We start from the raw sequence: 10,163 nt of genomic DNA, 5'->3' as shown, positions 1-10,163 counted from the left end.
CGGAAATGGTTATGCCCGGCGACAACATCACGGTCGATGTCGAGCTGATCGTGCCGATCGCCATGGAAGAGAAGCTGCGCTTCGCCATCCGTGAAGGCGGCCGTACCGTCGGTGCCGGCATCGTCGTCACCATCAAAGAGTAATTTAGACTTAAACCGATCTGTCGCGGGCGCAGGATTTGCCCGCGCCGCGCCAGAACAAGGAAGTGACGCATGAACGGACAGAATATCCGCATCCGCCTGAAGGCGTTTGATCACCGCGTGCTTGACGCCTCGACGAAAGAAATCGTGTCGACGGCCAAGCGCACCGGAGCAAACGTCCGCGGCCCCATTCCGCTGCCGACGCGGATCGAAAAGTTCACGGTCAACCGGTCGCCTCACGTCGACAAGAAGAGCCGCGAGCAGTTCGAGATGCGCACGCACAAGCGTCTGCTCGACATCGTCGATCCGACCCCGCAGACGGTCGATGCTTTGATGAAGCTCGATCTGGCCGCCGGTGTCGACGTCGAGATCAAGCTCTAAGGGAATGAGAGCGCGGTAAGGGGCGGTGCCCCTGGCCCGGAACTCTAAAGGAATTGAACCGATGCGTTCAGGTGTGATTGCAAAGAAGGTGGGAATGACCCGCATCTATAATGATGCCGGGGAACATGTTCCCGTCACCGTTCTCCAGATGGAGAACTGCCAGGTCGTGGCTCAGCGCACGCAGGAGAAGAACGGCTATACCGCCGTCCAGCTCGGCGTTGGCCTTGCCAAGGTAAAGAACACGTCGAAGGCGATGCGCGGCCATTTCGCGACCGCTTCCGTCGAGCCGAAGGCGAAGGTCGCCGAGTTCCGCGTCTCCGCCGACAACATGATCGATGTCGGCGCCGAGATCACCGTCGAGCACTTCGTCGCTGGCCAGAAGGTCGATGTGACGGGGACGACGATCGGCAAGGGTTTCCAGGGCGTCATCAAGCGCCACCATATGGGTGGTGGCCGCGCGACGCACGGTAACTCGGTTTCGCACCGTACGCACGGTTCGACCGGCCAGCGTCAGGATCCGGGTAAAGTGTTCAAGGGCAAGCATATGGCTGGCCACATGGGCGACACCCGCGTCACCACACAGAATGTCGAGATCGTTTCGACCGACGCCGATCGCGGCCTGATCCTGATCCGCGGTGCGGTTCCCGGATCGAAGGGCGCCTGGATCCTGGTCCGCGATGCGGCCAAGGTGGCACTGCCGGCCAATGCGCCGAAGCCTGCCGCGATCCGCGCCGTTGCTGCCGAGAGTGGCGCCAAGAACGAGGCTCCGGCCGCAGAGGGAGCAGAATAATGGATCTCAAGATCACAACGCTTGGCGGCAAGGACGCCGGCAAGGTGAAACTCTCCGAGGAGATTTTCGGCCTTGATCCGCGCGAGGACATCCTGCAGCGCGTCGTGCGCTGGCAACTGGCCAAGCGCCAGCAGGGCACGCACAAGGCCAAGGGCCGCGCCGAAATCGCGCGCACCGGCGCCAAGATGTACAAGCAGAAGGGTACGGGCCGCGCCCGTCACCATTCGGCACGCGCTCCGCAGTTCCGCGGCGGCGGCAAGGCCCACGGCCCGGTCGTTCGCAGCCACGAGCACGATCTGCCGAAGAAGGTGCGCGCTCTGGGCTTGCGGCATGCTCTCTCGGCCAAGGCCAAGAGCGCGTCGATCATCATCATCGACGAGCTGAAGCTGACCGAGGCCAAGACGAAGGCGCTGATCGCGAATTTCGCGACGCTGGGCCTGACCAACGCCTTGGTGATCGGCGGTGCCGAGCTTGACCAGAACTTCAAGCTGGCGGCGACCAACATCCCGAACATCGACGTGCTGCCCATCCAGGGCATCAACGTCTACGACATTCTGCGCCGCGGCACGCTGGTCCTTTCGAAGGCCGCCGTCGAGGCTCTCGAGGAGCGCTTTAAATGACCGACCTCCGTCATTACGACGTGATCGTCTCGCCGGCGATCACCGAAAAGTCGACCATGGCTTCCGAGAACAACCAGGTTGTTTTCAACGTCGCCAAGAAGGCGTCGAAGCCGGAAATCAAGGCCGCTGTCGAAGCGCTGTTTGGCGTCAAGGTTACGGCCGTGAACACGCTTGTCCGCAAGGGCAAGATCAAGCGCTTCCGCGGCACGATCGGCCGCCAGAGCGACGTCAAGAAGGCGATTGTGACACTGGCCGACGGCCAGTCGATCGACGTCGCGACGGGTCTCTGAGCTAGGCCGCGAGGACAACAAACATGGCACTTAAAAAATTCAACCCGGTAACGCCGAGCACCCGCCAGCTGGTCATCGTCGACCGCTCGGGCCTCTACAAGGGCAAGCCCGTCAAGGGCCTGACCGAAGGCCTGACCAAGTCGGGCGGCCGCAACAATCACGGCCGCATCACGGCCCGCTTCATCGGCGGCGGTCACAAGCGTTCGTACCGCATCATCGACTTCAAGCGCCGCAAGTTCGACGTCGTCGGCACGGTCGAGCGCATTGAATACGATCCGAACCGCACCGCCTTCATCGCGCTGATCAGGTATGACGATGGCGAGCTGTCCTACATCATCGCTCCGCAGCGCCTTGCCGCCGGCGACAAGATCGTGGCCGGTGAATCGGTCGACGTGAAGCCAGGCAATGCGATGCCGCTGGCCTCGATGCCGGTCGGCACGATCGTCCATAACATCGAGCTGAAGCCGGGCAAGGGCGCTCAGGTTGCCCGCTCGGCAGGTGGCTACGGACAGCTGGTCGGTCGCGACCAGGGCATGGCGATCCTGCGCCTCAACTCGGGCGAGCAGCGGGTCGTTCACGGCTCCTGCATGGCCACCGTCGGCGCCGTGTCGAACCCCGACCACGGCAACATCAACGACGGCAAGGCCGGCCGCACGGTCTGGCGCGGCAAGCGCCCGCACAATCGCGGCGTGACCATGAACCCGGTCGACCATCCGCATGGCGGTGGTGAAGGCCGCACCTCCGGTGGCCGTCATCCGGTCAGCCCGTGGGGCAAGCCGACCAAGGGCAAGAAGACGCGGTCCAACAAGGCGACCGACAAGTTCATCCTGCGCTCGCGCCATCAGCGCAAGAGCTAAGAAGAGGTAACGCCAAGTGACTCGTTCTATTTGGAAAGGCCCCTTCATCGACGGCTACCTTCTCAAGAAGGTGGACAAGGTTCGTGAAGGTGGTCGCAATGAGGTGATCAAGATGTGGAGCCGTCGCTCCACCATCCTGCCGCAGTTCGTCGGCTTCACCTTCGGTGTCTACAACGGCCAGAAGCATGTTCCCGTCTCGGTGAACGAGGACATGGTCGGTCACAAGTTCGGTGAATTCGCTCCGACCCGGACCTATTACGGTCACGGCGCGGATAAGAAGGCGAAGAGGAAATAATCATGGGCAAGGCCAAAGCTCCGCGCAGGCTTGCTGACAACGAAGCGCGCGCCGTTCTGCGCACGATCCGTATCAGCCCGCAGAAGCTGAACCTGGTTGCCGCGCTGATCCGCGGCAAGAAGGTCGCGACAGCGCTTTCCGATCTCGAATTCTCGGCCAAGCGGATTTCCGGCACGGTCAAGAAGACGCTGGAATCGGCGATCGCCAACGCGGAAAACAACCACGACCTCGACGTCGATGCGCTGATCGTGGCGGAAGCCTATGTCGGCAAGTCGATCGTCATGAAGCGGTTCCATGCTCGTGGCCGCGGTCGCGCCAGCCGTATAGAAAAGCCGTTCTCGCACCTCACGATCGTCGTTCGTGAAGTCGAAGAAAAAGGGGAGGCCGCATAATGGGTCAGAAAGTCAATCCGATCGGTCTGCGCCTCGGCATCAACCGTACCTGGGATTCGCGCTGGTTCGCGAACACCGGCGAGTACGGCAAACTGCTGCATGAGGATATCAAGATCCGCAAATATCTTGAAAAGGAACTCAAGCAGGCTGCGATTTCGAAGGTCGTGATCGAGCGCCCGCACAAGAAGTGCCGCGTCACCATCCATGCGGCGCGCCCGGGCCTGATCATCGGCAAGAAAGGCGCCGACATCGAAAAGCTTCGCAAGAAGCTGATGGAGATGACGAAGTCCGAGACGCACTTGAACATCGTTGAAGTGCGCAAGCCGGAAATCGACGCGACCCTGGTCGCCCAGTCGATCGCCCAGCAGCTCGAGCGTCGTATCGCGTTCCGCCGCGCCATGAAGCGCGCCGTTCAGTCGGCCATGCGCCTGGGCGCCGAAGGCATCCGCATCAACTGCGCCGGCCGTCTCGGCGGCGCCGAGATTGCGCGCATGGAATGGTACCGCGAGGGCCGCGTGCCGCTGCATACGCTGCGCGCCGATGTCGACTATGGCACGGCCGAAGCGCACACGGCTTACGGCATCTGCGGCGTCAAGGTCTGGGTGTTCAAGGGCGAAATCCTCGAGCACGATCCGATGGCTTCGGAGCGTCGCGCGACCGAGGGTGATGCTGCGCATGGCGGTGGTGGTGATCGCGAACGCGGTCGTCGTCGCGAAAACGCCTGATTATTTAGGAATTTGGAGTTAGAACGATGCTGCAGCCAAAGCGCACAAAGTTCCGCAAGCAGTTCAAGGGCCGTATCCATGGTACCGCAAAGGGCGGCACCAACCTGGATTTCGGTGGTTTCGGGCTGAAGGCGCTTGAGCCGAACCGCGTCACCGCGCGTGAGATCGAGGCGGCCCGCCGCGCGATCACTCGTGAGATGAAGCGTGCCGGCCGCGTGTGGATCCGTATTTTCCCTGATGTGCCGGTGACGTCGAAGCCGACCGAAGTGCGCATGGGCAAGGGCAAGGGCGCTGTCGATTACTGGGCGGCGCGCGTCAAGCCGGGCCGCATCATGTTCGAGATCGACGGCGTCAACGAAGAAACCGCCCGTGAGGCGCTGCGTCTCGGCGCGGCCAAGCTCTCGGTCAGGACGCGCTTCGTACAGCGCATCGCAGAATAAGGACGGGCTGATCATGAAAGCCGAAGACATCCGGACGAAGACCCAGGACCAGCTGACCGACGATCTGGCCAGCCTGAAGAAGGAGCAGTTCAACCTGCGCTTCCAGAAGGCCACCGGCCAGCTCGAGAAGACCGCGCGCGTGCGGCAGGTTCGCAAGGACATTGCGCGTATCAAGACCATCGCTGCGGAAAAGTCCGCGGCCAAGAAGGCTTAAGGACGAAAATCATGCCAAAGCGCATTCTGCAGGGCACTGTCGTCAGCGACAAGAACGAGAAGACGGTAGTCGTCAAGGTCGAACGGCGCTTCACGCATCCCGTGATGAAGAAGACCGTGCGCATGACCAAGAAGTACAAGGCGCACGACGAGAACAACGCCCACAAGGTCGGCGATCAGGTGTTCATCCAGGAATCGAAGCCGATTTCCAAGGACAAGCGCTGGATCGTCGTGTCTTCGGACCAGGCGTAACAAACCGAATTTTGGACAGACCGGGGAGGGACTTTGAGCCCGTCCCGTTAGAAGAGAAGAAGGCGGCCAGTCATGATTCAGATGCAAACAAACCTCGACGTCGCGGATAATTCCGGCGCCCGTCGTGTCATGTGCATCAAGGTGCTGGGCGGCTCGAAGCGGAAATACGCTTCCGTAGGCGACATCATCGTGGTGTCGATCAAGGAAGCCATTCCGCGCGGCCGCGTTAAGAAGGGCGATGTGATGAAGGCGGTCGTGGTTCGCACGGCCAAGGACATCCGCCGCCCGGACGGCAGCGTGATCCGTTTCGACAAGAACGCGGCCGTTCTCGTCGACAACAAGAAAGAGCCGATCGGCACGCGTATCTTCGGACCGGTTCCGCGCGAACTCCGCGCCAAGAACCACATGAAGATCATCTCGCTCGCGCCTGAAGTGCTGTAAGGAGCCGGACCAATGCAAAAGATTAGAAAAGGCGACAAGGTCGTCGTGCTGGCCGGCAAGGACAAGGGCCGTTCGGGTGAAGTCCTCTCGGTTCAGCCGAAGGAAGACACCGCGCTGGTGCGCGGCGTCAACATGATCCGTCGTCACCAGAAGCAGTCCCAGTCCCAAGAGGGCGGGATCATCACCAAGGAAGCGCCGATCCAGCTGTCGAACATCGCGCTGGCCGACCCCAAGGATGGTAAGCCGACCCGCGTCGGCTTCATCTTCCAGAAGGACGGCAAGAAGGTGCGCGTCGCCAAGCGCTCGGGAGAAGTCATCAATGGCTAAGGCTCAAACCACGAAGCCCAAGGCTGAAAGCAAACAGTCCAAGGCCCAGAACACGCCGCGCCTCAAGCAGGTCTACAACGAGACCATCCGCAAGGCGCTGCAGGAGCAGTTCGGCTACGAGAACGAGATGCAGGTTCCGCGCATCGACAAGATCGTGCTGAACATGGGCGTCGGCGAAGCGACCGCGGATTCGAAGAAGCCTTCGATCGCGGCTGAAGACCTGGCGATGATCGCCGGCCAGAAGGCCGTCGTCACCCGCGCCCGTAATTCGATCGCCGGCTTCAAGGTCCGCGAGAAGATGCCGATCGGCGCCAAGGTCACGCTGCGCAAGGAACGCATGTACGAGTTCCTCGACCGTCTCGTGAACATCGCACTGCCGCGCGTCCGCGACTTTCGCGGACTGAATCCGAAGAGCTTCGATGGCCGTGGCAACTACGCCATGGGCATCAAGGAACACATCGTGTTCCCGGAGATCAACTACGACAAGGTTGATCAGATCTGGGGCATGGACGTCATCGTTTGTACGACTGCGAAGACGGACGACGAAGCCAGGGCATTGCTCAAGGCCTTCAACTTCCCCTTCCGCCAGTAACGGCAGCGAGAAAAGGAAAAATCTGAAATGGCAAAGACCAGCTCAGTCGAGAAGAACAACAGGCGCCGCAAGCTTGCCGACCAGTACGGTCCCAAGCGCGCAGCGCTCAAGGCGATCATCATGGACCAGTCCAAGCCGATGGAAGAGCGTTTCCGCGCTCAGCTGAAGCTTGCTGCCCTGCCGCGCAACTCGGCCAAGATCCGCATCCGCAACCGCTGCGAAGTTACCGGCCGTCCGCGCGCCTATTATCGCAAGCTCAAAGTATCGCGCATCGCGCTTCGTGATCTCGGCAATAACGGCCAGATCCCGGGCCTGGTCAAGTCGAGCTGGTAAGGAGGACATAACATGTCATTGAGCGATCCTCTCGGCGATATGCTGACCCGCATCCGCAACGCGTATGGCCGCAAAAAGTCGAGCGTTTCGACGCCGGCCTCGCGCCTGCGTACCCGCGTCCTCGACGTGCTGAAGGCTGAAGGCTATATCCGCGACTACAGCCAGACCGACTTCGACAACGGCAAGTCCGAAATCGAAATCGAGCTGAAGTATTTCGACGGTGCTCCGGTCGTGCGCGAAATCGCCCGCGTCTCGAAGCCTGGCCGCCGCGTTTACGTTTCGGCCAAGTCGATCCCGCACGTCGCCAACGGCCTCGGCATCGCCATCCTTTCGACGCCGAAGGGCGTGATGGCCGATCACGAAGCACGCGAACAGAATGTCGGCGGCGAAATCCTCTGCCAGATTTTCTAATTCGGCAGACCTGAAACAAGAGAAGTGACGAGGACAACCAAATGTCTCGTATTGGAAAGAAACCCGTTTCGCTGCCGCAGGGCGTGACCGCGACCGTCAATGGCCAGACCGTGACGGCGAAGGGCCCCAAGGGCGAGCTGAAGTTCGTGGTGAACGACGAAGTGCTGGTCAAGATGGAAGGCAGCGAAATCGCTGTCCAGCCGCGCGACCAGACCAAGACCGCCCGCTCCAAGTGGGGCATGTCGCGCACGCAGATCGTCAACATCCTGCAGGGCGTCAAGGACGGTTTCGAGAAGAAGCTCGAGATCACCGGCGTCGGCTATCGCGCGGCACTCCAGGGCAAGAACCTGCAGCTGGCGCTTGGCTTCAGCCACGACGTCGTTTACGAGACGCCGGCCGGCATCACGATCACTGTGCCGAAGCCGACGGAAATCACCGTGACCGGCATCGACAAGCAGCAGGTCGGCCAGGTTGCAGCCGAGATCCGCGAGTATCGCGGTCCCGAGCCCTACAAGGGCAAGGGTGTCCGCTATGCCGGCGAGAAGATCGTCCGCAAGGAAGGCAAGAAGAAGTAGTAGGCCTGGCCCCGAAAAGTTGCAGACTTTCGGAAAAGGCCAAGCCAAAGAAGTGCAACGCCGCGGGGAGCGGTCGCGGGAGGCGCTTTCGCCTACCGCAGATGGCGGCCCCCGTTTTTTGAAGGCAAGGAAGACTATCATGGCTACCAAGGAATCCATCCAGCGCCGCGCGCAGCGCGTCCGCCGCCAGATCAAGAAGGTCGCCGGCGAACGTCCGCGTCTCTCGGTTCACCGCACGTCGAAGAACATCTACGTGCAGGTCATCGACGACGCCAAGGGCCATACCATCGCGGCTGCATCGACACTCGAGAAGGACCTCAAGGGTTCGCTCAAGACCGGCGCCGACACCGAGGCAGCAGCTGCTGTTGGCAAGCTGATCGCCGAGCGTGCTTCGAAGGCCGGCGTCAAGGAAGTCGTCTTCGACCGCGGCGCCTATATCTATCACGGCCGCGTCAAGGCGCTGGCCGAGGCTGCCCGTGAAGGCGGTCTGAGCTTCTAATTGCCTGATCCCGAACCGAAGGTCAGCGCAGCAAAAGTTGCAGACTTTTCGGACAAGATCATGCAAGGAAAAATAATTCGCCCCCGGTGACCCAAAGAGGCGCACCGGATCTTATCAGCAACCGTGCTTCCGGAAAAAAACAAGGAACAGGATATGGCACAGGAACGTAGGGATGGCGGCCGCGGCCGCGATCGTGAAGAACGCGATGACGGCATGGTGGACAAGCTCGTCCACATCAACCGTGTCGCCAAGGTCGTCAAGGGCGGCCGTCGCTTCGGTTTTGCAGCACTCGTCGTCGTCGGCGACCAGAAGGGCCGCGTCGGCTTCGGTCACGGCAAGGCGCGCGAAGTGCCGGAAGCGATCCGCAAGGCAACCGAGTCGGCCAAGCGCGACATGATTTTCGTGCCGCTGCGCTCGGGCCGCACGCTGCACCACGACGTCGAAGGACGCTGGGGCGCCGGACGCGTGCTGCTGCGCGCTGCCAAGCAGGGTACCGGCATCATCGCCGGCGGCCCGATGCGCGCTGTCTTCGAGACGCTCGGCATGCATGATGTGGTCGCCAAGTCGATGGGTTCGTCGAACCCCTACAACATGGTTCGGGCCACATTCGACGCGCTGAAGAGCCAGATGCATCCCAAGGATGTGGCTGCTGCGCGCGGCATCAAGTATTCGACCCTTCAGGCCCGCCGCGGCACCGCCGTTGCGGCTGAAGAATAGTCGATCTGACCAGGGATTTTGACCATGGCCAAGAAAGCAACCAAGACCATCACCGTTGAGCAGATCGGTTCGCCGATCCGCCGCCCGAAGGAACAGCGCGCAACGCTGGTCGGCCTCGGCCTCAACAATATGCACAAGCAGCGCACGCTGGAGGACACTCCCTCGGTGCGCGGCATGATCGCTGCCGTCCAGCATCTCGTCCGCGTCGTGGACGAGGGCTGAGCAAAAGCGCAGGAGAACCCAGATGAAACTCAACGATCTGCGTGACAAGGACGGCGCGACGCACTCCAAGAAGCGTCTCGGCCGTGGCATCGGCTCCGGCTCCGGCAAGACCGGCGGTCGCGGCGTCAAGGGCCAGAAGGCGCGCTCCGGCGTTGCCATCAACGGCTTCGAGGGCGGCCAGATGCCGCTCTATCGGCGCCTGCCGAAGCGTGGCTTCAACAACATCTTCGCCAAGAGCTTTGTCGTCGTGTCGCTGGCTCGTATCCAGACGGCGCTCGATGCCAAGAAGCTCGACGCCAAGGCGACCGTGACGGCCGAGGCACTCGTTGCCGCCGGCGTCATCCGCCGCGTCAAGGACGGCGTGCGCATCCTCTCGGACGGCGAGCTCAAGGCAAAGCTTGCCTTCGACGTCGCCGGCGCCTCCAAGGCCGCGATCGAGAAGATCGAAAAGGCCGGCGGTTCGGTCAAGCTGCCGGAAGCGGCAGCGGAGTAACGGCAATTTGAAGCGCGGCCGGCAGGAACGCTATCCGTTTTTGTTCACGATTGCGCTTTGATCCAATCAATTAGGCGGCCGCGTCAACGCGGCCGCTTGCATGTTTAGAGCCCGGAGCTTATCTCGTGAGCTTCGGTGCCACGCGCCGCCTGAGCTGC

General features: G+C 61.7%; 22 protein-coding genes. All 22 read left to right on the top strand.

Going from position 1 to position 10,163, the window contains the following annotated elements:
- Positions 1 to 143, top strand: a 143-nt coding sequence (locus NKH38_RS18910) for an EF-Tu C-terminal domain-related protein (protein ID WP_023796561.1), incomplete at its 5' end; no start/stop codon positions are given.
- A 69-nt stretch (positions 144 to 212) separates the two neighbouring features.
- Positions 213 to 521: a 30S ribosomal protein S10 gene (rpsJ, locus tag NKH38_RS18905; protein ID WP_010909272.1), complete on the top strand. Its 309-nt coding sequence runs from the start codon at positions 213 to 215 to the stop codon at positions 519 to 521.
- 61 nt (positions 522 to 582) lie between these two features.
- Positions 583 to 1,311: a 50S ribosomal protein L3 gene (rplC, locus tag NKH38_RS18900; protein ID WP_023682606.1), complete on the top strand. Its 729-nt coding sequence runs from the start codon at positions 583 to 585 to the stop codon at positions 1,309 to 1,311.
- A complete protein-coding gene (gene rplD, locus NKH38_RS18895) occupies positions 1,311 to 1,931 on the top strand; it encodes a 50S ribosomal protein L4 (protein WP_023672750.1) in 621 nt (206 codons plus the stop codon). Before rplC ends, rplD begins: the two co-directional genes overlap by 1 nt.
- Positions 1,928 to 2,221, top strand: coding sequence for a 50S ribosomal protein L23 (locus NKH38_RS18890; RefSeq protein ID WP_023672751.1), 294 nt, complete (start codon positions 1,928 to 1,930; stop codon positions 2,219 to 2,221). The genes rplD and NKH38_RS18890 overlap by 4 nt, the downstream gene beginning before the upstream one ends.
- A gap of 23 nt (positions 2,222 to 2,244) precedes the next feature.
- Entirely contained in the window at positions 2,245 to 3,078 is an 834-nt protein-coding gene (gene rplB / locus NKH38_RS18885) for a 50S ribosomal protein L2 (protein ID WP_352638214.1), read from the top strand.
- Positions 3,079 to 3,094: 16 nt separating this feature from the next.
- Positions 3,095 to 3,373 (top strand): 30S ribosomal protein S19, encoded by a 279-nt coding sequence (gene rpsS, locus NKH38_RS18880; protein WP_006205463.1) that lies wholly within the window; start codon positions 3,095 to 3,097, stop codon positions 3,371 to 3,373.
- A 2-nt stretch (positions 3,374 to 3,375) separates the two neighbouring features.
- Positions 3,376 to 3,765, top strand: a complete 390-nt coding sequence (gene rplV, locus NKH38_RS18875) for a 50S ribosomal protein L22 (RefSeq protein ID WP_006205462.1) — start codon at positions 3,376 to 3,378, stop codon at positions 3,763 to 3,765.
- Positions 3,765 to 4,490: a 30S ribosomal protein S3 gene (rpsC, locus tag NKH38_RS18870; RefSeq protein ID WP_023672753.1), complete on the top strand. Its 726-nt coding sequence runs from the start codon at positions 3,765 to 3,767 to the stop codon at positions 4,488 to 4,490. The genes rplV and rpsC overlap by 1 nt, the downstream gene beginning before the upstream one ends.
- 26 nt (positions 4,491 to 4,516) lie before the next feature.
- The gene (gene rplP, locus NKH38_RS18865; RefSeq protein ID WP_006205460.1) at positions 4,517 to 4,930 is read left to right on the top strand and encodes a 50S ribosomal protein L16; all 414 of its coding nucleotides are present in this window, start codon (positions 4,517 to 4,519) and stop codon (positions 4,928 to 4,930) included.
- 13 nt (positions 4,931 to 4,943) lie between these two features.
- Positions 4,944 to 5,144, top strand: a complete 201-nt coding sequence (gene rpmC / locus NKH38_RS18860; protein WP_006205459.1) for a 50S ribosomal protein L29 — start codon at positions 4,944 to 4,946, stop codon at positions 5,142 to 5,144.
- 11 nt (positions 5,145 to 5,155) lie between these two features.
- Positions 5,156 to 5,395 carry a 30S ribosomal protein S17 gene (rpsQ, locus tag NKH38_RS18855; protein ID WP_010909280.1) on the top strand — a complete coding sequence of 80 codons (240 nt, stop codon included), beginning with the start codon at positions 5,156 to 5,158 and terminating at the stop codon, positions 5,393 to 5,395.
- 72 nt (positions 5,396 to 5,467) lie between these two features.
- Positions 5,468 to 5,836, top strand: coding sequence for a 50S ribosomal protein L14 (gene rplN / locus NKH38_RS18850; protein ID WP_006205457.1), 369 nt, complete (start codon positions 5,468 to 5,470; stop codon positions 5,834 to 5,836).
- A gap of 12 nt (positions 5,837 to 5,848) precedes the next feature.
- Entirely contained in the window at positions 5,849 to 6,163 is a 315-nt protein-coding gene (rplX, locus tag NKH38_RS18845; RefSeq protein ID WP_013531428.1) for a 50S ribosomal protein L24, read from the top strand.
- Positions 6,156 to 6,755: a 50S ribosomal protein L5 gene (rplE, locus tag NKH38_RS18840; RefSeq protein WP_023672755.1), complete on the top strand. Its 600-nt coding sequence runs from the start codon at positions 6,156 to 6,158 to the stop codon at positions 6,753 to 6,755. Before rplX ends, rplE begins: the two co-directional genes overlap by 8 nt.
- 27 nt (positions 6,756 to 6,782) lie before the next feature.
- Positions 6,783 to 7,088 (top strand): 30S ribosomal protein S14, encoded by a 306-nt coding sequence (rpsN, locus tag NKH38_RS18835; protein ID WP_010909282.1) that lies wholly within the window; start codon positions 6,783 to 6,785, stop codon positions 7,086 to 7,088.
- 12 nt (positions 7,089 to 7,100) lie between these two features.
- Positions 7,101 to 7,499 carry a 30S ribosomal protein S8 gene (rpsH, locus tag NKH38_RS18830; protein ID WP_006205453.1) on the top strand — a complete coding sequence of 133 codons (399 nt, stop codon included), beginning with the start codon at positions 7,101 to 7,103 and terminating at the stop codon, positions 7,497 to 7,499.
- A gap of 41 nt (positions 7,500 to 7,540) precedes the next feature.
- Complete coding sequence (gene rplF, locus NKH38_RS18825; RefSeq protein WP_023682603.1) at positions 7,541 to 8,074, top strand: 50S ribosomal protein L6; 534 nt, start codon at positions 7,541 to 7,543, stop codon at positions 8,072 to 8,074.
- A 139-nt stretch (positions 8,075 to 8,213) separates the two neighbouring features.
- Positions 8,214 to 8,573: a 50S ribosomal protein L18 gene (gene rplR, locus NKH38_RS18820; protein WP_023682602.1), complete on the top strand. Its 360-nt coding sequence runs from the start codon at positions 8,214 to 8,216 to the stop codon at positions 8,571 to 8,573.
- 153 nt (positions 8,574 to 8,726) lie between these two features.
- Positions 8,727 to 9,290, top strand: coding sequence for a 30S ribosomal protein S5 (gene rpsE, locus NKH38_RS18815; protein ID WP_006333394.1), 564 nt, complete (start codon positions 8,727 to 8,729; stop codon positions 9,288 to 9,290).
- Between the two features lie 24 nt (positions 9,291 to 9,314).
- Positions 9,315 to 9,512, top strand: coding sequence for a 50S ribosomal protein L30 (gene rpmD, locus NKH38_RS18810; protein ID WP_352762078.1), 198 nt, complete (start codon positions 9,315 to 9,317; stop codon positions 9,510 to 9,512).
- Positions 9,513 to 9,534: 22 nt separating this feature from the next.
- On the top strand, positions 9,535 to 10,005 hold the full coding sequence (rplO, locus tag NKH38_RS18805; RefSeq protein WP_023672760.1) for a 50S ribosomal protein L15: 471 nt from the start codon (positions 9,535 to 9,537) through the stop codon (positions 10,003 to 10,005).
- The last annotated feature ends 158 nt before the right edge of the window (positions 10,006 to 10,163 follow it).

The organism is Mesorhizobium sp. M1078 (assembly GCF_040318615.1).
GTDB lineage: Bacteria > Pseudomonadota > Alphaproteobacteria > Rhizobiales > Rhizobiaceae > Mesorhizobium.
The sequence above is the reverse complement of the archived record's forward strand: the minus strand, read 5'-3'. Positions and strand labels throughout refer to the sequence as shown.